This is a genomic window from Coleofasciculus sp. FACHB-542 (genome assembly GCF_014695825.1).
In the GTDB taxonomy this organism is placed as follows: domain Bacteria; phylum Cyanobacteriota; class Cyanobacteriia; order Cyanobacteriales; family FACHB-T130; genus FACHB-T130.
In genome coordinates, this window is record NZ_JACJPB010000021.1 from 1 (window position 1) to 25,277 (window position 25,277).

General features: G+C 48.8%; 19 protein-coding genes. 6 read left to right on the plus strand and 13 right to left on the minus strand.

Translation table 11 applies throughout. From position 1 onward, the window contains the following. Positions 1 to 155 precede the first annotated feature (155 nt). From H6F52_RS05525 to trpS, 5 genes are all read right to left on the minus strand, one after another. Positions 156 to 1,412 carry a tetratricopeptide repeat protein gene (locus H6F52_RS05525; RefSeq protein WP_190532632.1) on the minus strand — a complete coding sequence of 419 codons (1,257 nt, stop codon included), beginning with the start codon at positions 1,410 to 1,412 and terminating at the stop codon, positions 156 to 158. Further along, entirely contained in the window at positions 1,412 to 2,758 is a 1,347-nt protein-coding gene (locus H6F52_RS05530; protein WP_190532635.1) for an ATP-binding protein, read from the minus strand. The genes H6F52_RS05525 and H6F52_RS05530 overlap by 1 nt, the downstream gene beginning before the upstream one ends. A 129-nt stretch (positions 2,759 to 2,887) precedes the next feature. After that, the gene (locus tag H6F52_RS05535) at positions 2,888 to 3,946 is read right to left on the minus strand and encodes a cysteine hydrolase family protein (protein ID WP_190532638.1); all 1,059 of its coding nucleotides are present in this window, start codon (positions 3,944 to 3,946) and stop codon (positions 2,888 to 2,890) included. Next, entirely contained in the window at positions 3,900 to 4,907 is a 1,008-nt protein-coding gene (locus H6F52_RS05540; protein ID WP_190532641.1) for a methylenetetrahydrofolate reductase, read from the minus strand. Before H6F52_RS05540 ends, H6F52_RS05535 begins: the two co-directional genes overlap by 47 nt. A 50-nt stretch (positions 4,908 to 4,957) precedes the next feature. Next, positions 4,958 to 5,965, minus strand: coding sequence for a tryptophan--tRNA ligase (trpS, locus tag H6F52_RS05545; RefSeq protein ID WP_190532643.1), 1,008 nt, complete (start codon positions 5,963 to 5,965; stop codon positions 4,958 to 4,960). A 656-nt stretch (positions 5,966 to 6,621) separates the two neighbouring features. Between trpS and H6F52_RS05550 the strand changes: the two genes are divergently transcribed. Further along, positions 6,622 to 7,386, plus strand: a complete 765-nt coding sequence (locus H6F52_RS05550) for a DUF429 domain-containing protein (RefSeq protein WP_190532836.1) — start codon at positions 6,622 to 6,624, stop codon at positions 7,384 to 7,386. Between the two features lie 33 nt (positions 7,387 to 7,419). On the opposite strand, the gene glgP is transcribed toward H6F52_RS05550, so the two are convergent. After that, positions 7,420 to 10,053: an alpha-glucan family phosphorylase gene (glgP, locus tag H6F52_RS05555; protein ID WP_190532646.1), complete on the minus strand. Its 2,634-nt coding sequence runs from the start codon at positions 10,051 to 10,053 to the stop codon at positions 7,420 to 7,422. A 644-nt stretch (positions 10,054 to 10,697) separates the two neighbouring features. On the opposite strand from glgP, the gene H6F52_RS05560 reads away from it, so the two are divergent. Beyond that, positions 10,698 to 10,814, plus strand: a complete 117-nt coding sequence (locus H6F52_RS05560; protein ID WP_190413836.1) for a photosystem II reaction center protein I — start codon at positions 10,698 to 10,700, stop codon at positions 10,812 to 10,814. Positions 10,815 to 10,934: 120 nt separating this feature from the next. Then, positions 10,935 to 13,532, plus strand: a complete 2,598-nt coding sequence (locus H6F52_RS05565; RefSeq protein ID WP_190532649.1) for a DUF3769 domain-containing protein — start codon at positions 10,935 to 10,937, stop codon at positions 13,530 to 13,532. Positions 13,533 to 13,637: 105 nt separating this feature from the next. Here the strand turns inward: H6F52_RS05565 and H6F52_RS05570 are convergent, their stop codons facing one another. The 3 genes from H6F52_RS05570 to H6F52_RS05580 are packed head-to-tail and all read right to left on the minus strand — an operon-like array spanning position 13,638 to position 14,739. Beyond that, a complete protein-coding gene (locus H6F52_RS05570; RefSeq protein ID WP_190532652.1) occupies positions 13,638 to 14,096 on the minus strand; it encodes a ferredoxin in 459 nt (152 codons plus the stop codon). Then, positions 14,096 to 14,482: a DUF1257 domain-containing protein gene (locus H6F52_RS05575; RefSeq protein ID WP_190532656.1), complete on the minus strand. Its 387-nt coding sequence runs from the start codon at positions 14,480 to 14,482 to the stop codon at positions 14,096 to 14,098. The genes H6F52_RS05570 and H6F52_RS05575 overlap by 1 nt, the downstream gene beginning before the upstream one ends. A 47-nt stretch (positions 14,483 to 14,529) precedes the next feature. Then, on the minus strand, positions 14,530 to 14,739 hold the full coding sequence (locus tag H6F52_RS05580; protein ID WP_190413832.1) for a DUF2997 domain-containing protein: 210 nt from the start codon (positions 14,737 to 14,739) through the stop codon (positions 14,530 to 14,532). A 365-nt stretch (positions 14,740 to 15,104) separates the two neighbouring features. Here H6F52_RS05580 and H6F52_RS05585 point away from each other — a divergent pair, with 365 nt between their 5' ends. Further along, positions 15,105 to 16,127 carry a saccharopine dehydrogenase-like oxidoreductase gene (locus H6F52_RS05585; RefSeq protein ID WP_190436256.1) on the plus strand — a complete coding sequence of 341 codons (1,023 nt, stop codon included), beginning with the start codon at positions 15,105 to 15,107 and terminating at the stop codon, positions 16,125 to 16,127. A 59-nt stretch (positions 16,128 to 16,186) separates the two neighbouring features. Here the strand turns inward: H6F52_RS05585 and H6F52_RS05590 are convergent, their stop codons facing one another. The 4 genes from H6F52_RS05590 to H6F52_RS05605 form a co-directional block, all read right to left on the minus strand. Continuing rightward, on the minus strand, positions 16,187 to 16,774 hold the full coding sequence (locus H6F52_RS05590) for a hypothetical protein (protein WP_190427630.1): 588 nt from the start codon (positions 16,772 to 16,774) through the stop codon (positions 16,187 to 16,189). Between the two features lie 126 nt (positions 16,775 to 16,900). Next, the gene (locus tag H6F52_RS05595; protein WP_190526935.1) at positions 16,901 to 18,127 is read right to left on the minus strand and encodes a type II secretion system F family protein; all 1,227 of its coding nucleotides are present in this window, start codon (positions 18,125 to 18,127) and stop codon (positions 16,901 to 16,903) included. Positions 18,128 to 18,314: 187 nt separating this feature from the next. Then, on the minus strand, positions 18,315 to 19,421 hold the full coding sequence (locus H6F52_RS05600; RefSeq protein ID WP_190413828.1) for a type IV pilus twitching motility protein PilT: 1,107 nt from the start codon (positions 19,419 to 19,421) through the stop codon (positions 18,315 to 18,317). A 108-nt stretch (positions 19,422 to 19,529) separates the two neighbouring features. Next, entirely contained in the window at positions 19,530 to 21,521 is a 1,992-nt protein-coding gene (locus H6F52_RS05605; RefSeq protein ID WP_190413827.1) for a GspE/PulE family protein, read from the minus strand. Between the two features lie 827 nt (positions 21,522 to 22,348). Here H6F52_RS05605 and grpE point away from each other — a divergent pair. Beyond that, positions 22,349 to 23,128 (plus strand): nucleotide exchange factor GrpE, encoded by a 780-nt coding sequence (gene grpE, locus H6F52_RS05610; protein ID WP_190532658.1) that lies wholly within the window; start codon positions 22,349 to 22,351, stop codon positions 23,126 to 23,128. A gap of 145 nt (positions 23,129 to 23,273) precedes the next feature. Next, entirely contained in the window at positions 23,274 to 25,232 is a 1,959-nt protein-coding gene (dnaK, locus tag H6F52_RS05615; protein WP_190532660.1) for a molecular chaperone DnaK, read from the plus strand. Positions 25,233 to 25,277 lie beyond the last annotated feature (45 nt).

Consider the following 25,277-nt stretch of genomic DNA (forward strand, 5'->3'; position numbering starts at 1 on the left):
TGAGTTTCTCGGCTTAAATCTCTAATAAATCTCATAAGTCTCTTGTTTTCTTGACTTTTGTTTTAGCTTATTCTACTTTTTATTATGTGTAATTTATTTTACATAAGCACTTAAGGCATCATTACGAGCAGTCAAAAACCATTCTTTTTCAGGCACTACTTTAACTTGGGAGAGCTTCTTCCGCTCAAAAAAAAGGAAAAAAGCGTTCCCAATGCGAGAACGATGAACCAAGTCAACCAGAACCAAACGTCAACACTTACAAAAGGTAGCCCTGGTAATGGAAGAACTAGCCCTGCCAGCCCAACTAACCCCATGATGGTTGTATATCCCACCATGAGGCTGCTGTGCCACCCCGCTGAAGATCGGAACGTTGCCGATACAGGCAGAAGCAACAATCCGAATAAAACGGGAGCAAACAGAGTTTTAGAATTTCCGGTCATTAACCACAAATAAAATGCGCTTACTATTGCCCAAACTAAAGTCGTGAGCCAATAGGATTGCTTAAACTTCAATTCGAGTAATAGGGTTATCAAGAGGTCTACAAACCAAGGCAAAAAGATTAACCAAAACAAAACAATCAGCGCTAACCAAATCAAAGGATTGGGATTAGTTGCAGCAAGATTCAGCAATATACGGAATCCCAAACACAAGCACGCAAAGAAGCCCAACAAAGCTTTCCCGCTCAAAAATCTGCCTAGTTGTAAACGGCGGTACGGGAATATTACACACCTGTAAACTGGTCTGTATAGTGGGTTTTTTAACTTGATCGCTTGGATGAGTCCATCCTGTGCAGATTCCAAATTGGGGTTGAGTCGGAGTGCTTGGCGGAAATACTCCCAAGCTTTCGTGGGGCTTCCTTCCCGATTCAGTATCATCCATCCCAAGTTGTTGTAGTTGAGGGCATTCTCCGGGTCAAGCGCGATCGCTTGCTCAGTCGTAGCGATTGCCTCCTCTGTTCGACCCAACTCGAATAGGGCAATCCCTTTGTTATTCAAACAGTCAACATTCTCTGGCTCTATGTTAAGCCCCTGCGTCGCTGCTTCTAGTGCCTCCTGCCATCGCTTTTGTTTAACTCGAATGTTTGATAGTAGGATGAAATGGTTGGCATTTTCAGGATTTAGGCGAATTGCCTCTTTGGTTACGTTCTCAGCTTCCAGAAGCTGATTGCGATCGCAGAGAATCCAACCCAGAACGTAATAACCATTCTCCCAATCTGGTGCCAGCTTAATTGCTTGCTCAGCTTCTTTTATTGCTTCCTCGTACTTCTTGAGAAACCTCAAGCACCAGCCTAGCCACGCATAAGCCTGGGCGCTATCTGGATCGACTGCTAATTCCTGCTGCAATTCCTGCGCCGCCATCTCATAACGCGATTGAGCCATGAGGATTTCGGCACGCTCTAAATGTACGCCCATCAGAGTTTCAGATATTTCAGGATGTCATCGTACAAACCGCTCTCATTCGCATACAAGGCGTAGTTTCGAGCCGTTGAAAACCATTCTTTTGTTGAAGGTTTCACGCTTCCCGCCGCCGAGGCTAAATCTTTGGTAGTCAGTGGCTTCGGGATACCTACTTTCATCGCTTCAGCTAACTTCTTTTCTACTGCCACATCCACCACTGCCATTAAGTCTGCGCCTGAATAATTCTCAGTTTTCTTGGCTAAGTGGTTGTAGTCAATATCCTCCACTGGCTTACCCCGACACAGCAAGCGCAAAATCGCCGCCCTTGCTTCTGCATCAGGCGGTGGTACAAACAAGATGCGGTCAAAACGACCCGGACGACGGAAGGCTGAGTCTAAGTGCCAAGGAGCGTTCGTTGCAGCTAGAATTAATACCCCTTCATTAGAACTCCTCACTCCGTCCAATTCTGATAGAAATTGGTTAATTACCATGCGGCTAGAATTTTGTCGCAAGTCCGCACGACTGGCAGCTAAAGCATCAACTTCATCAAAAAATAATACGCAAGGTTGGTTGCGTCTAGCTTGTTCAAAAAGGTCGTGCAAATTGCGTTCGCTGTTGCCCAACCACATATCTAATACATCGTTAATTCCAACAGACAGGAAACTAGAATTAATTTCGCCAGCTGTCGCACGAGCCAGATAAGTTTTACCGCAACCCGGAGGGCCGTACATTAAAATTCCGCCCCCAATTGCCTTCCCATAAGCTTTGTACAGTTCCGGCTGTTTCAGGGGATAAATAATTTTCATCCGAATTTCGTCTTTGACCGCTTCCATCCCGCCAACATCCCGGAATCCGATCGCGGGTTTTTCGACTGGAGTATCTTCTTCTGGGTGCGGAAAGTCTCCCACCCCTGCCCGAATTTTCCCGTCTACGACCTCTTGAACGTCCTCCTGTGCCCCAATTCCCAACCTTTCGGCAAAATCAGCATCTTTGACAGATGGATCGACTTCGACTGCCCTGCGATACTGACGGACAGCTTGTTCCACAGCCCCCGTGTTGAGAAGAAGACGCGCATGAAGCAGAAAAGCACCCGCCGGACAATCCAAGCGCTTTATTTGATCTTCCACAATTACCAGCGCTTGGGGATGCTTTCCTTGTTGATAGAAGGCACGAGCTAATCCCAATTTCAACTGCTGATTTTCGGGCGATCGCGCTAAGGCGAGGCGGTATTCTTGCTCAGCTTCCTCTGCCTGACCCAGGCTCAAAAGTGTCTCTGCAAGATGTTGTCGCAAAGGTACATTATCCGGAGAAAATCGGAGAGCCTCGCGCAGTGCCTGAATTGCATCGTTGCTGCTAGTCATCGGTAATTGGTAAGGGGTGATTGGCGATTGGTGAATGGTAATTGGTAATAATTTTTAAGGTTTAATTTTCAGATTAAAAAACTCTCTTGTTACTCAAAACTCTTTTGTTACTCAAAACTCAAAACTCACTTACCCATTCCCAATTTTAGGAAAGTCAGTCCAGGTTTCTAGGGGTTGAGTGGATTGAACCAGATGCATTCCCGCTGCGGCAAATCTAGCAAAAGCTTCTTCTGCTCCATCCGTGTAATCCACCACTCCAGGAACGACAACAGGTGAGGTGCAATCTTCTAGCAGATACACCTTTTTCGCCAGATTAGCGTCTTTTGCTGTTATTTCTGATAACAAATCATCAATTGTCCAGGCAACGCAGTGACTCTTCGCTTGACCAGCAATAATCACCGCATCAAACGCGAGTAACTGTTGAATCAAGCTGGTATTTTTCTGAGCAATCGGGCGTCCATTTGTACTTTCCAAAACTTCCGCCCGGAGGACAGAATAATTTTCAGTTAAAGGATTGTCGCCTTTAATTTCAAACTGCGTTTGGCTATTCCGGGCTATACAGTGGAAAAATAGTGCTTCTTCCACCGCTGACACCAAAGCGTGACCAATTCCACCCAGCATGGAATGATAAGGCCACACCGTCAGCGGATATTTACCAGCTTCACTCAAATGCTTAACATAATGCAAAGCGTGTGAGGAAAGTTCGGCGTAATCGACACCGGCAATTCCAGCAACGGCTGGATTCACCTTCCACACGCCTTGGTGAACATCCTCCGGTGTAATCATCGTGACGGCGGCGGTGGGATGTTCTCCGCCGTTGTTAATCCAGAAGACGGGATGGAAAATTTGCATCGCCGTGTGAGTATCCATTGTGGGAGCGATCGCGCTAATGACTCCCAAATTCCGATAAATAAATTCACTCAGCCGCCGATTATCTTCTACCGCACCCGTACCCGTTCTCCCACCGACAAATAATTCAAAATCGGGGATGCAAAACGTATTCTGGACATCGATTAACAATAGGCAAATGCGAGTTTTGTCCTCAGCCGCCGCTGAAATCTGGTGTTTTTTCGCCCACTCCCTCGCATCCGCTGCCCGTTGCTGATAAGGCACCCGCCAGACTTCCCCGACCTTTTTGGCATCAAAGTGAGGCGGAATCGGCAACTGCTTTGTTGTTTGTGCGTTCATTATTTTCTCCTGCTGTCACCACCGGAGTCAGTGGTGGAATTCCGGCTAAATCGAGGATTGGGGAAATCAAATCTTCTCTTTTCACTGCCATCATATGAACCCCTTGGCAGAGTTGACGAGCTAATTTGACTTGTTCGGCGGCAATTAGCATCCCTTCCTGCAAGGGATCTGAAGCAGCGGCAAGTCTCTCAATAATGTGGTCGGGAATATTTACTCCCGGCACGCATCGATTGATAAATTGGGCATTCTTAGCAGATTTGAGCAGAAAAATTCCCGCCAAAATTGGCTTTCCACAGCCAGCCGCGATTTGATCCATAAATTTTTCTAGCCGGTCAAAATCGCAAATTAGCTGACTTTGGAAAAACTGCGCCCCTGCTGCTAATTTCCGCTCAAATCGACTTTGCAACCCCGACCAGCTAGCCAATTGCGGATCGATAGCCGCACCCACGAACAAGTCAGTCGCCCCATCACTCAAGGGTTTGTCGTTCCAGTCGAAGCCGAGATTCATTTTTTTGATTAATCCCAGCAACCGCACGGATTCTAGGTCAAATACACTCTTGGCATCGGCATGATCTCCAGCTTTTACAGGATCGCCAGTCAAAGCTAAGATATTGCGAATTCCCAACGCATGGGCACCCATCAAGTCAGCTTGCAATCCGATGCGGTTGCGATCGCGACAAGCAATCTGGCAAATCGGCTCGATTCCATGCTGGAGCAATATCACCGAAGCCGCCATTGAACACATCCGCAACACCGCCCGACTGCCATCGGTAATATTGACCGCATGAACCCGACCTTCGAGGGTTTTCGCCATTTTCAGCATCTCGGAAGGATCGCCGCCCTTGGGAGGGGCAACCTCGGCGGTCACTAAAAATTCACCCGATTCCACAGCAGTACGCAAATTGGTCTTGTAGGGGCGGGGTTCCCGCGTTCCTGCTGAATTTTGAATTAAATAACTCATTCTGAAGCATCAATCACTAATCGCTTCCATCCTTGATAACTTATATCTGGTTAAAGGGGAACCGAATAACCAAGGGCAGCTTTCACTTGGGCGAGAGTAACGGACGCGATCGCTTCCGCTTTCTGTCTGCCATCCCGCAACACGGACTCCAAATAGCCTTTGTCATCCATCACCGCTTGATACCTTTCCTGAATCGGTTTCAGGGCGTTAATCGTGGTTTCCGTCAGCAATGGCTTGAATTGTCCCCAGCCCATATCCTGACACTCTGCTGCGACTTCTTCCTTCGGTTTGCCCGAAAGCACCATGTATAGCGTTAGCAAATTTCGGGCTTCGGGTCGTTCCGAATCATTAAAAGTTAGACCGCGCACTGAGTCAGTTTTACAGCGTTTAATCTTATTTTGGATTTGCTCTGGGGTATCGAGCAGATTAATTCGGCTCATGTCCGAAGGATCGGATTTTGACATCTTCCGAGTGCCATCCGTCAGACTCATCACTCTAGCACCCTCAGCCCGAATCAGCGGCTCTGGCAGTTTCAGCACCGGCTTTTCCCGGCAAAATTGGTAATTAAACCGATTCGCAATATCGCGGGTTAATTCTAAGTGCTGCTTCTGGTCTTCTCCCACCGGCACTTTATCCGCCTGATACAGCAAAATATCTGCCGCCATCAGCACCGGATAGTCTAGCAAACCAGTATTGACATTTTCTCCCTGCTTAACTGCCTTTTCCTTGAACTGGATCATATCTTCCAGCCAGTTGAGGGGAGTGATGCAATTCAGCAGCCAAGTCAGTTCGCTATGTGCAGGGATGTGGGATTGCACGAAAATACTAGAATCTTCCAAATCAATCCCACAAGCCAAATACAAAGCAGCAATTTTATAAGTATTTTCAGCCAAGGTGCTGGCATCGTGCGGCGCGGTAATCGCGTGCAAATCCACCACACAGAAGTAATTTTCGTACTGACTCTGCCCTTCTACCCAGTTGCGAATCGCTCCCAAGTAGTTACCTAGATGCAGATTACCCGTTGGTTGAACCCCAGAGAGAACGCGCTGCTTAACCATGAATTTCAATTTAGCTATCTAGAAGCGCAGCAGGGAATAGCTGCGTTAACAAAACTTATCTATCTAGTTTGCCATTTTCTGGCATCATCGCGGCGTTATTTTAGGCGTTATTTTAATAGCCCAGAGGCAAAGGAGCGATCGCGTCTTTTGCAATTATTCGTTACCTAAACGCTCCACTTTACCCATAATCAATTTTCTGCTCGGATGGAAAATAACCAACCCTACTCAGAATGCGATCGCGCTTTTCAGGAGTTTTATTGGTAAATTTACTGGCAGATTATTTCTCTAAATTCCAGAACTGCATCTAGAGATTCTGGGTGCACAAAATAGACAACCAAAATGATTACATCTTCGGGTAGTATAGACTCGCTAAAATTCATTTTTTGAGAGTTGTTCAAGTATAGCTAATAAAAAATTATTTTATCTTTATTTTAAAGCGAAATTTTAGTAGATTACATGGGCGGAAAAAAGTGATAAAAAAGCTAGTTTTTTAAAAACTCAATTCAATCTAATAAAATTAACACAGTAATTCTATTTTATTTCCAAAGCATTTTTAAATAAATTCCTAAAAACGCCAACCAAGGACATAAAGAAAAACAAAGCAGAGGATTCCATAAATCCCTTAAGATGACCATAGATAATAAAATTTCAGTGTGATGAAATTTTTAGGCATTGATTTGGGATGGCGATCGCAACCCAGCGGATTATGCTGCCTCGCTTGGGAAGATGGGCAATTGCATCTGCTGGATTTAGATAGACTCGAAACAATAGAAGAGATTCTCAACTGGATTGATACCTGGGCACCCGCAGCAGAACCAGCGATGATTGCCGTTGATGCCCCAACGCTGATTCCTAATACCACCGGGACACGACTACCTGATAAACTTACCCACAAATATTTTGGTCGCTATCACGCGGGTTGCTACCCAGAGAATCTAGGACTCCCCTTCGCCCAACGCATCGTAGGATTTGGACTCAGCCTTGAATCCCGTGGATTTGCTCACGCACCAATTATCAAACCCCAGCAACCGGGACGCTATCAAATCGAAGTATTTCCCCACCCAGCCATCGTAAATTTATTCAGCTTAGAGCGGATTCTTAAATACAAAAAAGGCAAGCTGGCAGAGCGTCAATTAGAACTAATCAAACTCCGCCAGTATATTGTCAATAGCTTACCAACTTTCCACCCTGCCCTAAATGTCTCTTCATCCTCTGTGCCGATTCTCCATCTTTGGGGTTCGATGCTTGCAGAAATCCCCAGTACTCTTGCAACCTTTAAAGCCTTAGAAGATAAGCTAGATAGCCTCATCTGTGCCTATGTGGGCGCTCATTGGTGGTACTGGGGATTAGAAAGAAATCTGGTGCTGGGAGATGACACCACTGGATATATTGTTGTCCCCAAAAATCGTTTTGAGTTTTAAATTTTGAATTAATAACTCAAAACTCAAAACTTTCTAAGCCCAAAGAATCAGTCCCAATTCGTAGGGGCTTGATAGATTATTGTGTTTTGGCAAAACCCGTAAAGAGAAACCCTGCAAACCACTGGAGGTATAAAGAATATCAACAGTGTAAATACTACATCCTTGTTGATCTTTGCCTTGGTAATCCATCACTACGGGAATGCCGTTGACAATTTCCCCATCGACACCAACTGCACCCTGATAAAGTTCAACTTGAACATCATCGGAGCTGAGTTCCCCCAGATTAACCCGCGCTTTGACGCTAACGGTTTGGTTGACCATAATCCCAGCCGGTTCAGAGACATCAACTTCTTCGATTTTGATGTTGTACCATTGCTCGAAGATTCGTTGCTTCCAGGCGGCTACATCCTTGGCGGGGGCGTAGTTGTCTGCGGTCATCGTAGAGTAGCGATCGCTTGCTGGGAAATATCCCCGCACTGCATACTCCCGCACCATCCGCGACGTATTGAAGAACGGACAATTCAACCGAATCGAATCCTTCATTTTGGCAGTCCACTTGCGGGGAATTCCAGCTCCATCCCGGTTATAGAACAGCGGCACGACTTCCTGTTCTAGCAAGTCGTACAAAGCATTCGCTTCCACATCATCTTGATAATTGAGGTCTTCATAGTCTTCCCCGTGACCGATGGGCCAGCCAGTGCGGACATAATCTGCCTCATCCCACCAGCCATCCAGCACGCTCAGATTTGGCAAACCATTCATCGCCGCCTTCATTCCACTGGTGCCAGATGCCTCTCGCGGACGTCTGGGGGTGTTCAGCCAAACATCACAACCCGCCACCATTAACCGGGCAACATAAGTATCGTAGTCCGGGATAAACACCACACTGGCATTCATTCCTTCTTCCCGCGAGAAATGAATGATATCCCGGATCAGTTCCTTCCCAGGCATATCCTTGGGATGAGCTTTTCCAGCAATGACGAATTGCACCCGCCGATTTGGATCGCCCAACAAGATTTTCTTGATCCGGTCTAGGTTCCGCAAAAACAGAGTTGCCCGCTTATAAGTCGCAAAACGACGGGCAAACCCGATTGTTAGCACCGTTGGATCTAATACTTCCTGCGCTTGGTCAATCTCAGAGGGAGAAGCACCGCGATCGCGCAACTTTCTCACTAGGCGATCGCGCACAAACACCACCAGTTCTGACCGCTGACGCTCGTGATTGCGCCACAACTCCTCATCCGGAATCGACTGCACCCGCTCCCACAACGGATCGTCTACTGGCGCGTCAGACCACTGAGGGCCAAGGTAGCGGTCATACAGCTCCTGCGTTGACTTCGCTACACAAGTGCGGGCGTGGACTCCATTCGTAATCGCGGTAATCGGCACCTCATTGAGTGGAAAATCTTTCCAGAGACTCTGAAACATCTTCCGCGACACCAACCCGTGCAGCTGAGCAACCCCATTGACAAAGCTCGATGTCTTCATCGCCAGTGCTGCCATGCTAAACGGTGACGCCAAATCCCCAGTGTCCTCCCGTCCTAAGCCGAGAAACTCTTCGTGGGAAAGTCCGTAAATATCGGCATAGTGCCCCACGTAATAAAGAGCCTTATCCGGGGGGAACAAATCGAACCCAGCAGAGACAGGCGTGTGAGTCGTGAAAACTTGACTTGCTTGCGCCACTTGTTTAGCGGCGGCAAAATCCAGTTTCTCTTCCTGCATCAGCATCCGGATGCGTTCCAGAATCAGAAACGCTGAGTGACCTTCATTCAGATGGTAAACAGTGGGTTTGTATCCCAGCGCCTTCAGCATCCGGAAGCCCCCGATGCCCAACATCATCTCCTGGTGAATCCGCATATCCAAGTCACCACCATACAGCTCGTCGGTGATGTCGTGGTCGTAGGGATTGTTCGGCTCAATGTTGGTATCGAGCAGGTATAGGGGCACAGTGCCCACTTGCACGCGCCAGACACGGGCATAGACGGTGCGCCCTGGATACTCTACAGAAATCCGCAGTTCCGAACCGTCAGGATTTTGCTCCGGGTGCAACGGCATATTGTAGAAATCGTTAACCGGATAGCGTTCCTGCTGCCAACCATCGGCATTGAGGTACTGGGCAAAATACCCTTCCTGATAGAGTAAGCCGACGGCAACGAGGGGTAAGCCTAAGTCACTGGCTGATTTCAGATGGTCTCCCGCGAGAACGCCCAAGCCACCAGAGTAAATGGGCAGGCAGTCGGTTAGACCAAATTCCGCGCAGAAATAGGCATAACACTCCTGAGTCCTGAGTCCTGAGTCCTGAGGACGGAGCGAGAAAGCAGAAGAATTTTCTTGTTTCTTCTCAGTCCTCTGACCGTTCACCTCATTCCTGTGTTTGCGATACCACGTCCGTTCTTGCAGGTAGTCGTCTAGCTGGCGGCTGGCTCGTTCCATGTGGGCAACAAAGCCTTCATCTTCAGCAACTTCTTGTAGCCGCGCTTGAGAAATAGTTCCCAGCATTAGCACTGGATTGTGACGGCTGGATTCCCACAAATCGCGGTCTAGGCGGCGAAATAACTCTTTGGTTTCAAAGTTCCAATCCCAATGCAGGTTGTATGCCAGTTTTCGTAAGGGTTCTAGCCTTGACGGCAAAGCGGGGGAAACGTTAAATGTCCGAATCGGCTGCATTGACAAAGCCTCTCAAGTCTTAATAGAGCTATTGTGTACTCACTTCCGCTACAAGTTGGATGCTCTTTATACTCTTTTTTTGGACTGGAAATGTTGATCCCTTTATCCAGCTAGCTGCCCTTAGCAAGCTGCCGCTTTCAATCTAAAATCCTAGTTTTTTCAGGGAATATTGAGAAAATTTGTTTAGAAAAGCGCTCCCGTGCTAGGAGCGATCGCCTAAAAGCGGTGAACATCGCGTCTCTTGCAACGCTGCCCTTGGGCACCATTAGTGGCATTTAGTGGCATTCGCGTGTTTATCCTCCTGGCGTCCAAACACCTTAGCTATCTGGGATCGCACCCTAGCAAGGATTTCAGTATTTCCCGGGTTCTGCAATTTCCTTGATTTTGAGCTAGGGAAAAGTTAAAACCCAGGAACCGGGTGCGATCTCGTGGTATAACAACTAAGCGATCGCTAGGGAAACTTCGCGCTCTGGCAATCGTCAGAGCAGTTTAAGCAGCTCAAACGACGGCTGGACTGACCGCTTGAGGTCAACAATCACTCCAGACTCAAGGCAAAAATGAAGCAATATTTCGGTATTATGAGAAAGTTGTTCTGCCTTTAAGGCAGCAACATTCAGCCTTTCCCGTCTGGAGTAGATATCGGTATGGTGACTCTCAAAATTGTCGTTTATATAGTCGTTGCCTTCTTCAGCCTGCTCTTTGTGTTTGGATTTTTGTCCAGCGATCCTTCCCGTAACCCAAAACGCCGGGATCTGGAATAAACAGCGATCGCTTTATGCCTCAGGCCGATGTCGGGGCAGCAGTCCACTGCGAGGCACCCTACTCAGAGTGCAGTTGAGGATAGGCATTGGTGCTGTCCGCTCAACTCCTGTTGCTAGAAGATGCCCCAACCAGTTCCGCCGCCCCCACCGCCTGCGATTATCAACACGTTGCCGCCAGAGGATGTCACTTCTCTAGCTGTCTCCGCTCAAACAATTGCATCGGATTCCCAGCGAACCCTGCAACCTGAGACCCTTGCTGCCCCGACGCAGCCGGAAACGTTTGCGCCGGAGTCTTCTTCCTCGCTCTCTGTAATTTCTATCCCCACCAGAAAAGCTGCCCCCCTTGGTGCCCCAATTTCAGTGGGTCATCCAATTGTCAGGAATGGGAGTGGTAGGGAAGAAGCATCTGTGCAGACAGACCAGAATGACGACGACCCTGCATTGTCAGCACAACGGCTTCGCCCTTACGCATACCCAGATCAGGATTTTCCGAACGTTGCTGAATTTGATGCTTCGTCGGTAGAAAATCAAGAGTCAGAACCTAGGCAAGAGAACACTGAAAGTCAGGCTGCGATCGCAAAAGAACGCACAGCAACTCCTCCTGTGTTGCAAAAGCAGCTGCCGAGTGTCGATCAACAGCCTCCAGAACCCTCAGAATCTCCGGAATCTCCGGAATCTCCGGAATCTTTGCCGAGTGAAACTCCGATAGAGTCTACTCCTCCAGCGCCCGTGTCGGAAGGTGAGCCTTGGCCTGAAGAGGAATTGGCACCGGCACCGGCACCCGCACCTCCCACCCCAGAAAATCAACCAGCACCCGCCCCCGCCCCCGGTACGACGCCACCTCCGCCTACGACTTCTGGCGGTGGTACGGGAGGCGTTGTGGAATTAACTTCTGACCAGCAAGAATACGACGTAGATCGACAAGTCGTTACAGCAGAAGGCGATGTTGTTTTGCGCTACCAGGGTGCTGTAGTAGATGCGGATCGGCTACAGGTAAACTTGCCGAATCGCGTTGTAGTGGGGGACGGGAATATCGCTATGACGCGAGGCGAACAAGTGCTGCGGGGCGATCGCGTTGAGTATTATTTTGCCCAGGATAGCGGTTTCCTCCTAAATGCCAGTGGCGAGATTTACCAGCCTTCAGCAGGGGCAGATTTTTCGAGTCCTTTACCCAATGATGCCAGTGCTGCGGCTGCCTCAGTACGACCGTTAAGCGATCGCATTACCGCCAACCAACCCGTCTCGAATATCACCAGTCCTGGCGGCTACGGACTGGTCGTTGGGGCTAGCCAGAACATCCAAAACCAGCAGCCGTTTCAGGAAGGGGGCGCAATTAACCGGCTGCGCTTTCAAGCCGACCGGGTGGATTTCGACTCTGAAGGAGCTTTTGCTACCAATGTTCGCCTAACCAACGATCCCTTTTCGCCACCAGAACTTGAGGTACGGGCAGATACAGCCAGATTTAGGCGGATTTCGCCCCTGGTAGATGAAATTACCACCACCCGCTCCCGCGTCGTTTTTGACCAGGGTTTTTCGATCCCAATTTTTCAAGATCGCAGAGTGATTGACCGGAGCGAAACCGAACCGGGTCTCGTCACCTTCGGGTATGATGCTGAAGACCGAGGTGGTGTGTTTGCGGAACGAACCTTTCAACTGATTTCTACCAACCGCGTGCGATTGCGCGTCACCCCGCAATATTTTCTTCAAAAAGCCGTTTCTGAGGGGAGCTTCCTCGATCCCTCCGTGTTTGGTCTCAGGACTAGACTAGATGCCACCCTCAGTCCCACCACAACCTTGAGAGGGTCGGCTGTTTTCACCAGTCTAGATCCCGAAGAGATCGCAGACGACCAGCTAAGAGCGAGCCTGCGGCTGCGCCAGATTATCGGCACCCGTCTACCCCATACCTTAAATTTAGAATATAGCTACCGCGATCGCCTGTTCAACGGCTCCCTCGGCTATCAAACTGTCCAGAGTAGTTTAGGCGCAGTTCTGACTTCTCCGGTCATTCCCTTAGGGAATACTGGCATCAACCTCACTTATCAAGCGGGTGCCCAGTTCATCAACGCAGATACAGACCGTTTAGACTTGCTCGAACCAGGGCAAACCAACAATCGCGTCAGTCTCAGTCGCTATCAAGCCAGTGCCTCCCTCAACCGCAACTTTTTACTTTGGCGGGGTAAAGGGTTGCCTGCCACCCCCACCGAAGGACTGCGCTACACACCCGTGCCAGTTGTTCCCTATGTACTATTAACGACGGGCGTCACCGGCGTTTATAGTGGTTACAGTAGTGGGGATAGCCAGGAATCCCTGAGCGGGAGCATTGGGGTGCAAGGGCAATTCGGTCATTTCTCCCGACCTTTTTTAGATTACACCGGGTTTAATGTTACCTACTCTCAAGTTGCTCGTGGTGGTATATCACCTTTCTTATTTGACCGCCTCGTGGACACCAACGTCCTTTCCGCGGGCATTACCCAACAGATTTATGGCCCGTTTCGCCTGGGTTTTCAAACCTCGGTCAATTTAAATACTAAGGAGAACATCAGCACCGACTACTTTCTGGAATACAGCCGCCGCACCTACAACATTGTCCTGCGTTACAACCCTGTTTTGCAGCTGGGTTCCATCAGTTTTCGGCTGAATGACTTTAACTGGTTGGGTACTCCGGAACCGTTCCCTGGCTCTGGTGTGCGTCCAGTCGTGCAAGGGGTTTCTCGTTAGAAGCGAGAGTGCAACGCTTTAAATAAAACCCCCAATAGCAGGCATCTGTTGGGGGTTTTATTTATTTAGCCCGTACAGACGGGCATTTTTTATACCAGCGAACCTTTAGTCTATGGGTTTCGGTTGCTTTTTTTTAACCTTCTTTTGCCGCTGCTTCACAGCCGTAATCGCATGGTCAGCAGGGAATCCGATCAATGGAATCACCTGATATTGCCGCTCTTGTTCAAGCTTTTTCAATTCCGTGTAATCGACCCAGTGGATACAATCGACCGGACAGGTGTCAATGGCTTCTTGAATGACTTCTTCCGAGTCTCCATCCTGCCGAACTACACGCGATCGCCCATAATCTGGCTCAATATAAAAAGTATTGCGAGCAACATGGGCACAGTGCTTGCAGCCAATACAGGTTATTTCATCAACATAGACGCCTTTTTGCCGCAGGGTGCCACCCAACTCCGGCTCCAAACCCGAACGTTCCGGTGCATCCCGCCAAATACCACCTAACTCTGGCTCCAAGCCAGAACGTTCGGGAGTTGGCTGTTCAGGAGTTGGGTAATCAGACATTAGGCACTCCAGCGCTGCACAACTAAGCGGATTGAACCATCTTCATTCTGTTTTTGCTCGGCAACTTGGAAGCCCTGCATTGCAGATTCTTTGACAACCGTGTGGTAAGCATAACGCTGAGTCACTTGGTTGAGAAACCGCTCTACAGAACCCGTTTGCTGCCAATACTGTAGGTCAGCAACAAGTTCGTATTCCTGACCGTTCCAACGAAAACCGATGTCATAACCATTTTTTTGCTCAATGGCAACATCAGCCGTAAGGGTTTGACCGCGATAGCCGCGCACTGTTTGCGGGCCAGATTTCCAATCTATTCCTAAGTCGGTCAAAGCGGCTTCTAACGAGACAAGATTGCGGATTTGAGTTTTGATGTTGCTAAAGTGTGACATGACGATTTTTTCAAATAAATTAAGTTGGACTCAAAAAAAAACTTACCTTACCACTCGCTATAAGTTGCCCCGGCTGTCGCCGTCGCGCTCTGATGAATCACTGAGGCAAAAAATTCAGAAGTCGGTTCCTGAGTTAGTACCAGACCCAATTGGGCTTCAATAGCGGCAGTCACTTCGGCACAGGATTTCCCAGTAATTCCGGTGACTTTCTCCTGCACCCGACCATCCGGATAAATGATAAACTCTAGCGTTTCCATGCTCATTGGTTAGGGATTGCTCAAGTTAGGCGGCGGCACGAACCATACTGCTGATGCTGCCGAATAAGACATCTTTCTTAGAACTGACTCGCTGGGATATTAATAAATTAATGTTGCTCAAATGTTGAGCAATTGAGTCACAACGAGTTAAAACGTAACAAAACTTAATTAATTAGGCGAGTCTTACTTTGATTATTTGTCAGTGTCGCTTAACTTTACATCTGCGTCAAGATAGAGAAATTATCCGAAATTGAGCAAAAAAGCCAACAGACTTCTTGAGCGATCGCTCAAGCTCTCAAAAGTGAACGAACCGGCGCGTCCAGGAGCCTGGATAATTAAAGTTTGTTCAATTGCAAGAAGACGCTATGAGTGCAGAGCAAGTCACAGGTTCAATCAACTCCCCAACCCCCATTCGAGTGGGCGTCTTAGGCTTTGGTGGACTGGGGCAGGCTGCCGCCAGAGTGCTTGCGCCAAAACGCGAGATGATCTGGGTTGCAGCTGCTGACCAGAAAGGCTATACCTACGCCGCCCAAGGGTTAGATCCAGATGCCAGCATTGCGATTTACCAAACAAGGGGTTCTCTTGGCTATTTAGAGCCGACAGGCACCCTCAGCAGCCAGAGCATCCAAGACTTAATCGAACGAGCTAAGCCGGTAGATGGATATTTCCTGGCACTGCCTAATCTGCCCAACACCTTTATGGCGTCCGTCGCGCGGCAATTTATTCAATCTGGCTGGCGGGGGGTTCTGGTAGACGCCCTGAAACGTACCAGCGCTGTCGAGCAGCTATTGGATCTGCAAGAGGAACTTCTTGCAGCAGGAATTACTTATCTGACTGGCTGTGGGGCGACGCCTGGGTTGTTGACGGCAGCCGCGGCTCTTGCTGCCCAAAGTTATGCCGAAATCCATAGCGTCAAGATTACGTTTGGGGTAGGGATTGCAAATTGGGAAGCCTACCGAGCGACAATTCGGGAAGATATTGCCCATCTACCCGGCTACGATGTGGAGCGCGCCAGAGCCATGAGTGATGCCGAAGTGGAAGCATTGCTGGATCAAACCAACGGCATCCTGGCTCTGGAGAATATGGAACACGCTGATGATGTGATGCTAGAGCTAGCTGGAATTTGTCCGCGCGATCGCGTTACGGTCGGCGGCGTCGTCGATACCCGCAATCCCAAAAAACCACTCAGCACGAATGTCCAAGTGACAGGTCGCACCTTTGAAGGCAAGATTTCTACCCATACCTTTACCCTTGGCGATGAAACCAGTATGGCAGCCAATGTCTGCGGCCCTGCCTTCGGCTATCTCAAAGCCGGAGTCGCACTCCATCGTCGAGGCATCTACGGTTTGTTGACCGCCGCCGAAGTCATGCCGCAGTTTGTCAAGTAGTTAACAGGTTGAAAATGGGTAGGTTAGCAGGTTGATTACACTTCAACCTGCTTCAACCGTCAAACGTTGGGACTTTCAGGCAAAAAAGATTCCTGTGCCTGTTCCTCAACATCCAACATTGGGGTCTGGATGACAAAGGGGAGACAGGCTCCCATTAAGCCTCGCTTAATTCGTTCTGGCGTCTCTGGAAATACAACAAACAAAGGATATAGCTTGTCAGCGCCCTCGCTGAAAATGTGTTGATGGCGAGGCGGCATCAACCACTCATATTCTTTGTCCAGCCACACCTGCGTCTGCCGCCATCGACTCAAAAAGTCGGAAAAGTCTTCTTGGGGACGGTGAATAAAGACAAAAATCTCCACCCCCATTTTGATTTTCCATTCGGGGTCACACATTAAAATTGCCACATCACAGGGCAAGCGAATCGCTTCTCCTCTAGATGTGACAACGCCATGGCTTTCTGCTTTAGAGGAGGCATGGCGAATTCGCACCACCGGCAAAGGAATGGCGATCGCGCTCTCCTCAGACCGGCGCATACTAGGAATCATCTCCAGATAAGGTCGGTGCTGCTTGAGCAATGCGATCGCTCCAGACAGGTTACTGTACTCCGCCAAGCTAGCTTCGTAATAGGATTGCTTAACAAACATATTTTGATTTTAAATTTTCAATCTTAGATTGGAGATTAGGTCATCGTTAAGTACCATAAGCCCTCCATCCCAAATCTCATTCCCAGATAAATCTGGGAATGAGAAAAATCCAAAACCTGAAATTGATTAGCCTAGTTTGTCAAACACAGCAAACATGGGGAGATACATCGAAAGCAAAATCACCGCGACCATCCCCGCTAACACCACCATCATAATGGGTTCGAGAACGCTGGTGAGTGCTTTCACCGCTTGCTCAACCTCATCTTCATAGAAATCTGCCACTTTCATCATCATGGCATCTAACTGACCTGTCTCTTCCCCAATACTAATCATCTGAATTGCCAGGATTGGGAAAACCTGCTCTTTTTGCAAAGCTAAGCTCATCATCCCACCCTGTTGAATGTCTAGCTTGGCTGCTTCCACCGCGTTAGCAATTACCTGGTTACCCGCCGTATCTCTCACAATATCCATGCAAGTGAGAATAGGCACTCCAGAACGAGTCAAGGTTCCAAAAATGCGGCAAAAGCGAGCAACACATGATTTCTCATTCAAGTCGCCCAATAGCGGCATTTTCAAGAAAAAGCGATCCATCGTCACACGACCAACTGGCGTCTTGTAATACTGTCTGTAAACAAAAGAGGCAACGATGACAGTAATGATAGGGATGATGATCCTCCAACTTCTGAGGATTTCGCTAATCCACAGCATGAACAGTGTTAGAGCCGGTAATTCTGTCCCCAAATCTTTGAAAATGCCAGCAAAGATTGGGATCAAAAACACGGTCATACAAATAAAGACAATGATTGCCAAGATTCCCACTGCCACGGGGTATGCCATTGCCCCTTTGACTTGGTTTTGCAGGCGTGCCATATCCTCTAGGACTTTGGCTAATCGGTTGAGTACCTCATCGAGGACACCGCCGACCTCTCCTGCTTGCACCATACTGACGTATAGATTATCGAAACACTCCGGATGTTTACGCATCGCATCCGAGAGATTCACACCTTGTTGAACCTCTGAGCTAATTTCCACCAGCGCTTTTTTAAGCTTAGGATTGCTACATTGTTCCGAAAGTACGCCCAAACATCTAACAATCGCCACACCCGCGTTGACCATCGCGGCAAATTGACGAGAAAAGACGGCTTTATCCTTGACCGTAACCTTCGCTAAAGAAGTTTGAAACTCTTTTAGGTTTAATTTGCTCAGGTCAAAGGTTTGAGTTTCTTTGATATTTGCAACAGAAACCCATTTTTCGCGCAGGGCGTCGCGGGCACTCCCCAGGGAGTCGGCAACAATTTTGTCTTTCTTTGCGGCTCCTTTAGAGTCTCGAACATCAGCAATATAGGTAGGCATACCTCACCTCTAAGTGAAAGAAGAATGGCTTTTAAAAGGAAAATTTTTGTAATGGGAAGGTGTCTTCCGGGGAGGTTTTTGACAATTTCTGCTGAGGGCTGCCAGGTAGTCCAGACCGAAACATATTCGGTCTGGACTACCTGGCATCATACAAGCTTAGTGCAATAGGTTTTACACCGCCTCGAACCTACCGAGCGCCAGCTTTTGCCCCTGTCGCTGGCGATGTCCCCAGGATACGCTGTAATTCTTCAGGTTTAGATGATTTGCCCATCGCCGCCTCAAAGGAGATGGCACCAGCTTTGACATAGCCAGCTAGAGCCTGTTCCATCGTCTGCATTCCCAATTTTGCTCCAGTCTGGATAGCAGAGTAAATTTGAGCAGATTTTCCTTCTCGAATCAAGTTAGCGATCGCTGGTGTTACCAGCATGATTTCCTGCGCCATTACCCGACCATATTCACCGGGTTTCGGATTATGTTTGGGCACTAAGCATTGGCTGAAGACTGCCAATAACGAACCAGACAACTGAGCGCGGATTTGGGGCTGTTGCTCTGGAGGAAATACGTCCAAGATCCGGTCGATAGTACCTGCTGCTGAGCTGGTGTGCAGGGTGCCGAACACCAAGTGACCTGTTTCAGCCGCTGATACCGCCAGACCAATGGTTTCTAGGTCGCGCATTTCCCCTACCAGGATAATATCCGGGTCTTCCCGGAGCGCGGCTCTCAGCGCATTCGCAAAGCTCTTAGTATCTTCGCCTTTTTGACGCTGGTGAAACAAGCTCTTGATGTTCGGGTAAACATATTCAATCGGGTCTTCCACCGTTAGGATGTGTTCTGCTCGCGTCCGGTTGATCAAGTCGAGCATCGCAGCCAGGGTGGTGGTTTTCCCAGAACCCGTTTGCCCCGTCACCAACACCATTCCTCTCGGTCTGTGAGTCAATTCCCGCACGACGTCTGGGAGACCCAACTGATCGAAGTTCGGAATTTTAGAAGACAACGCTCTTAAGCACGCCGCATAGTAGCCCCGCTCTTTGTACACATTGACGCGGAAGCGAGCCAATCCCTTAACCCCATAAGAGCAGTCAAGTTCCCAGTTTTGCTCTAATTCCTTACGCTGCGTGTTGTTCAGCATACTGAAGATGAGTTTCTGACACTCCTGGGGAGGAAGCGGTTCGTCCCCAATGGGGTTGAGTTTCCCACTAATGCGAAAGTAAACCGGCGCTCCTGCCTGGATGTGCATATCTGAGCCGCCCATTTCAATGAGTTGCTCCATCAAGTCTTCAATCATTAATTCCATGAGGCTGTCTCCTGGGGTGATTCTTGATTTCTCAGTTGCTAATTTTTCCTTGACTAAGGGCGTAGCTTGGGTGATTGCCATTCGCCATTAGCGATTGACGATTGAAATTTATTCGGAAAAGCGAGGCGTCATGCAATAAGGACAATCTAGCCACTCTGGCTTTAACTCAGCAGTGCAAGTGACACATTCTAGACCGCTCTTCCGCTTGGCTTTGAGTTCTGCCTCTAGACCAGAATCTGTAAATGTCACCCGTTCTACTTCTTCCAGAGTGGTATAACCTTGGCGTACCAGGTCTAAGCTGTATGCCAGCAATGTCTTCATCCCTTCTTCCACGGCTGCTTCTTTAATGCGCTCGGTGGGGGCACCTTGGCTGATTAAATTTTGCAAGCGTTCGGTTACGCGCATGACTTCATAAACACCCACACGTCCCTTATAGCCAATGCCATTACATTTTTGGCACAGAGCATTTCTGCTTTTGGCTTCCTTCGCTTCATCGGGTTGTAAAGTATTGGCTTTGTAGAAGGTAATATCCCCGTCCCCAGAAGCCGATAAACCAAATCGACCGAGTTCTTGTGAAGTGGGTGAATAGGAAAGGCGACACTCGCTACAAACACGCCGCATCAAGCGTTGCGCCAAAACGCCAATCAGCGAACCCGATACCATGAATGGCTCGATACCCATTTCGTCTAAGCGGGCGATCGCACCGGCGGCATCGTTGGTGTGCAGGGTTGTCAGCACCAAGTGTCCGGTTAGTGCTGCTTCAATTGCGGTTTTCGCCGTTTCTTTGTCCCGCGTTTCACCCACCAGAATTACATCCGGATCTTGGCGCATGAAGGCTCGTAAGATCGAGGAAAAATCCATTCCTTTCTCTCGAATTACCTGTACCTGAGTAATCCCAGGCAAGGCATACTCAATCGGGTCTTCTGCCGTACTGATATTAATTCCCGGATCGTTCCGTTCTGCCAGAACCGAGTACAAGGTGGTAGATTTACCAGACCCAGTTGGCCCGGTTACTAAAATCAAGCCGAAGGGACGGCTTGCCATTTCTCTGACAATTTCTAGCGATTCCGAATCGGAAATTAACTTATCCAAACCTAGCTGGGTGGAAGAGTTATCGAGAATTCGCAAGACCACCTTTTCGCCGTAGCGGCTGGGTAAGGTATTCACCCGAAAGTCAACCTTACGCCCTTCAAACACCCGCCGGATACGACCATCCTGGGGCATCCGTCGCTCGGCAATGTCTAGCTCAGCCATGATTTTGAAGCGAGCTGTGACGGCTGGGATGATTTTTTTCGGGAACGGCTCGAAGGCTTGTTGTAGCACCCCATCTTTCCGGAAGCGAATGCGTAAGAATTCTTCTTGGGGTTCAATATGAATGTCTGAAACCTGCTCTTGCAGACCCTTGAGGAGGATTCTGTTAACCAAGTTGATGACGGGAGCGCCCTGTGCATCCTCTACATTCAGGTCATCTTCAATTTCAGGAGGTGCATCGCCTAAGTCGTTCAAATTATCCAGAACGTCTGAGACATCCACAGACTTTTGGATTCGCGCTACTTCCTCTTTCCTGGTTTGCTCATCCTTGTATTGGTTAATTAGATTCAAACAGTCTTCCAGAGTGATCACCATTCGCTGCAAGGCGATGCCCTGGGGTCGTAAGATGCGGTTGAGATCGTCCTGAGCCGCTAAATTATCTGGATCGACCATTGCCACCAGTACCGAGGGGGGCTGGGTGTCATTTTTCGTTAAAGGTACCAGTTTATAGCGACTACAGATATCGATCGGAATCAGGGTTTCAATCAAAGACCCAATCTGAGAAGTGGGAATTTGGCTGATTTCCGGATCTAGAGATTCAACTCCGTAAAGAATTTTGAGTTCAAAAAGCTGTTGTTTTTTATACTGACGTAGCAAATCTGGGGGAAGCGATCGCCCAGTAATCGTTTCAAGAACCTCGGTTAAGGGTCTACCAGACTTGCGGCTTTCTACCATAGCCTGCCGCATTTGGTCGGTGTCAACATAGCCTGCCTGAATCAGCTGGTTGCCGAAGGGCGAAAACTCATTGCGGACAGCAAGGGCGCGATTTCGTGGTGAGGATTGAGTCATAGATCCGTGAGAATACCTCTTTACAAATTGTTCCCAAAACCATGAAGGAAAATTGCTATCGTCAGCCCAAAACTAAATTTTTACGATCTAGATCGCGACTTAGGCTTGCGCCCCCGCAGTATCACCAGACCGTTTCATCACTTATGCTGAGCCGTTGCGGCGATTTTAAAGGCAAAATTGACGCGATAAGCCAATTTGCTCCTCACTAGCCGCAAGCAGTAATATCCGTACAACGATGCTGTAAGTTTTAAGATTTAAGACCTGCCGGAGCCTTGGAAGACTCGGACACGACTTGGTTAATGACAAGGAGCCTGTAAAGCTGAACGTGGTAGGGAACATTCACGATAATAGCCTTAACCAAGTCTTAGGCGTAGGATTGTCTTAATTTATTTTGCGATTCATACATAGTCTACTGTCTAGATTCTGATGTCTGGCACGCCCACTCGCTCAATGGCTATCCTGAAATTCGTGAAGATGACGTTACAATCGGAAAGTAGGCAATTGCTTCTATAAAGAAAATTCTGTGCAAATGCCAGCAGATGGCATAGCTTGGCACAATGTAGGGTTGGCGTGTTGATACGGTTTTCCCACCCAAGCCTTGTCAGAAAGTCAAGCCAAAAGCTTTAAAGAGTATTGGCAGGATGCCTGGGCACACTATGATTCTAGAAAGGGGAAAGTTTTGTGGCAATGCGCCTCTTCTCTCCATCCCTAACTCAGGGAGTGGTGAGACACCAACCTGATACAGAACGGGAGGTGGTAGTGGCGACATCGACAGGACTACCCATTAAAATGAGCGCGAGCAGTCTCTTAGCTGGGATGATAGCCCAATGAACGAGGAAGAAAATCAGCAAGACAATACTTCACCTCCAATGGTTGATAACCAGGCGGTGGCACAGGAAATGGGGAATGAACCATTATCTGAAACGGGAACCTTAAATGGAGAACCATTAGGGGAGGCGTCAGTGTATGGCACAAGCCAAACATCTGATGTGGTATCAGATGCCAGTGCAACCTCCGGAGCCAGCGGAGACGAAAGTAACGCAGAAGCAGCCAGCAACACAGCGGCTGTAGAAGCATTGACGCGGGAAGTGGAGGCTTTAAAAGCGCAAGTGGAAGAGCGCACGCAACAGTGTGACTCTTTCAAAACTCAGTACATGAGGATAGCCGCAGATTTTGAAAATTTCCGCAAGCGGACTCTCAAAGAGAAGGAAGACTCGGAGGTGCAGATCAAGTGCACAACCATTACTGAGTTACTGCCCGTAGTGGATAATTTTGAGCGGGCGCGATCGCAGATCAAGCCGCAAACTGATGGAGAATGGAGCATTCACAAAAGCTACCAGAGTGTCTACAAACAGCTGGCAGACGCTCTCAAGCGCATCGGAGTATCTCCCATGCGTCCGGAGGGTCAAGATTTCGATCCCAATCTCCACGAAGCCGTGATGCGGGAACCAACGAATGAATATCCAGAAGGAGCCGTGATCGAACAGCTGGTGCGCGGCTATTTCTTGGGCGATCGCGTCTTGCGCCACGCCCTAGTCAAAGTTGCTGCTGGTATGGAGCCCGTGGTAACCTCAGAGGAAGGTCATCCGCTTTCTGGCGAAAGTTAATGGAGTTTGATGCACTGCATCGACGGTTGAAGGCGTCAGAAATTACAATCAAATTGATGGAAATCTGGTGCCGGGTCCGAACCATTTCGGACAAGCAATTCGACGGCTACTTAACAAATCCTGTAAACCTTTACTACAGCTAGCTATGGGAAAAGTCATTGGCATCGACTTGGGCACGACCAATAGTTGCGTGGCTGTTTTAGAGGGGGGTCAACCCATCGTCATCTCTAACACAGAAGGAGGGAGAACGACCCCAAGTATCGTGGGATTTGGCAAGGGCGGCGATCGCCTAGTGGGTCAGCTAGCGAAACGGCAAGCTGTCACCAATGCCGAAAATACGGTATACAGCATTAAACGCTTTATCGGTCGCCGCTGGGATGACACCGAAGTAGAGCGATCGCGCGTGCCCTACACCTGTATCAAAGGTCGCGATGATACCGTCGATGTCCAAATTCGGGGACGCAACTACACCCCCCAAGAAATCTCAGCGATGATCCTGCAAAAGCTAAAGCAGGATGCAGAAAACTTTCTTGGCGAACAGGTAGACCAGGCAGTCATCACCGTACCTGCCTACTTCACAGACGCCCAAAGGCAGGCGACGAAAGATGCCGGTACCATTGCCGGACTGGAAGTTTTACGGATTATCAACGAACCCACGGCAGCTGCTCTTGCCTACGGCTTAGATAAACAAGATGAAGAGCAGTGCATTCTGGTGTTTGACTTAGGGGGCGGCACCTTCGACGTTTCCGTACTCCAATTGGGTGACGGTGTTTTTGAAGTCAAAGCTACCTCTGGAAACAACCATCTAGGCGGAGATGACTTTGACAACAGCATTGTCCGCTGGATGATCGAAAACTTCAAACAGCAAGATTCCATCGACCTGGGAACCGACAAAATGGCTCTCCAGCGGTTGCGAGAGGCAGCAGAGAAAGCCAAAATCGAACTTTCCAGCATGGGCAGCACCTCCATCAATTTGCCATTCATCACCGCCGATGAAACCGGGCCAAAACATTTAGAGATGGAACTTTCCCGCGCCCAGTTTGAAGAACTCGTCAACCATTTGGTGGAAGGTACCATTGAGCCTGTAGCTCAGGCGATCAAAGACAGCGGTTTGACAGCCAATGAGATTGACCGGATCATCCTGGTGGGAGGTTCAACTCGAATTCCTGCCGTTCAAGATGCGATTAAGAAGTTTTTTGGTGGCAAAGCACCCGATCGGTCGATCAACCCGGATGAAGCAGTGGCGCTGGGAGCAGCGATCCAAGGAGGCGTCTTAAGCGGCGAAGTCGAGGATCTGCTGCTATTGGATGTTGCCCCCCTAAGCTTGGGCATTGAAACCTTGGGAGAAGTGTTTACAAAAATTATTGAGCGCAACACCACAATTCCCACGACGAAATCCCAAGTTTTTTCCACCGCCACCGACGGACAAACCAGCGTGGAAATTCACGTCTTACAGGGTGAGCGGGCGATGGCGAAAGATAACAAAAGTCTTGGCAAATTCCTCCTAGCAGGAATTCCCCCCGCTCCCAGAGGCATCCCTCAAATTGAAGTGTCCTTTGAAATTGGCGTTGATGGAATTCTCAAAGTATTGGCTCAAGACAAAGGCACTGGGAGAGAGCAGAGTATCCGGATTAGCAATACCGGCGGCTTGAGTGCCAGCGAAGTCGAACGGATGCGGCACGAAGCTGAAACCTATGCCGAAGAAGACCAGCGTCGGATGCAAGTAGTGGAGCTGAAAAATCAGGCTGATAGCCTGTTCTACAGCTATGAATCGACGTTAAATGATAACGGGGAGCTGGTTGCAGAGGATATCAAAACGCAGGCAAATAAGAAGGCTACAGCGGTGCGAGCGGCGCTGGCTAACCCCTCAATTAGTGTTGAGGAGATCAAACAACAGATTGACGATTTTCAGCAGACACTGTTTGCGATTGGTGCTGCCGTGTACCAGCAAGCCAGCGGACGCGAGACACCGGATGATTACGAAAGCTTGGAAAGTGGCATATCCCCAGAGTTTCGTGAAGCGCCTGACTCCACACCCGATGACGATGACTTTAGATTTGATGACGATAATACCGTTCAGGCTGACTACGAGCCAGTTGACTAAATCAATTAAAAATAAAAAAGGAAAAATGAAAAATTGAAGGATATC

What these genes read in the sequence shown, in the direction of transcription:
- H6F52_RS05580 (WP_190413832.1), bottom strand. Translation starts at nt 14,739, where the DNA reads ATGGAAACGCTAGAGTTTATCATTTATCCGGATGGTCGGGTGCAGGAG.
- H6F52_RS05550 (WP_190532836.1), top strand. Translation starts at nt 6,622, where the DNA reads ATGAAATTTTTAGGCATTGATTTGGGATGGCGATCGCAACCCAGCGGA.
- H6F52_RS05600 (WP_190413828.1), bottom strand. Translation starts at nt 19,421, where the DNA reads ATGGAATTAATGATTGAAGACTTGATGGAGCAACTCATTGAAATGGGC.
- grpE (WP_190532658.1), top strand. Translation starts at nt 22,349, where the DNA reads ATGAACGAGGAAGAAAATCAGCAAGACAATACTTCACCTCCAATGGTT.
- glgP (WP_190532646.1), bottom strand. Translation starts at nt 10,053, where the DNA reads ATGCAGCCGATTCGGACATTTAACGTTTCCCCCGCTTTGCCGTCAAGG.
- H6F52_RS05605 (WP_190413827.1), bottom strand. Translation starts at nt 21,521, where the DNA reads ATGACTCAATCCTCACCACGAAATCGCGCCCTTGCTGTCCGCAATGAG.
- trpS (WP_190532643.1), bottom strand. Translation starts at nt 5,965, where the DNA reads ATGGTTAAGCAGCGCGTTCTCTCTGGGGTTCAACCAACGGGTAATCTG.
- H6F52_RS05590 (WP_190427630.1), bottom strand. Translation starts at nt 16,774, where the DNA reads ATGTTTGTTAAGCAATCCTATTACGAAGCTAGCTTGGCGGAGTACAGT.
- H6F52_RS05570 (WP_190532652.1), bottom strand. Translation starts at nt 14,096, where the DNA reads ATGTCTGATTACCCAACTCCTGAACAGCCAACTCCCGAACGTTCTGGC.
- H6F52_RS05535 (WP_190532638.1), bottom strand. Translation starts at nt 3,946, where the DNA reads ATGAACGCACAAACAACAAAGCAGTTGCCGATTCCGCCTCACTTTGAT.
- H6F52_RS05585 (WP_190436256.1), top strand. Translation starts at nt 15,105, where the DNA reads ATGAGTGCAGAGCAAGTCACAGGTTCAATCAACTCCCCAACCCCCATT.
- H6F52_RS05565 (WP_190532649.1), top strand. Translation starts at nt 10,935, where the DNA reads ATGCCCCAACCAGTTCCGCCGCCCCCACCGCCTGCGATTATCAACACG.
- H6F52_RS05575 (WP_190532656.1), bottom strand. Translation starts at nt 14,482, where the DNA reads ATGTCACACTTTAGCAACATCAAAACTCAAATCCGCAATCTTGTCTCG.
- H6F52_RS05530 (WP_190532635.1), bottom strand. Translation starts at nt 2,758, where the DNA reads ATGACTAGCAGCAACGATGCAATTCAGGCACTGCGCGAGGCTCTCCGA.
- H6F52_RS05595 (WP_190526935.1), bottom strand. Translation starts at nt 18,127, where the DNA reads ATGCCTACCTATATTGCTGATGTTCGAGACTCTAAAGGAGCCGCAAAG.
- H6F52_RS05560 (WP_190413836.1), top strand. Translation starts at nt 10,698, where the DNA reads ATGGTGACTCTCAAAATTGTCGTTTATATAGTCGTTGCCTTCTTCAGC.
- dnaK (WP_190532660.1), top strand. Translation starts at nt 23,274, where the DNA reads ATGGGAAAAGTCATTGGCATCGACTTGGGCACGACCAATAGTTGCGTG.
- H6F52_RS05525 (WP_190532632.1), bottom strand. Translation starts at nt 1,412, where the DNA reads ATGGGCGTACATTTAGAGCGTGCCGAAATCCTCATGGCTCAATCGCGT.
- H6F52_RS05540 (WP_190532641.1), bottom strand. Translation starts at nt 4,907, where the DNA reads ATGAGTTATTTAATTCAAAATTCAGCAGGAACGCGGGAACCCCGCCCC.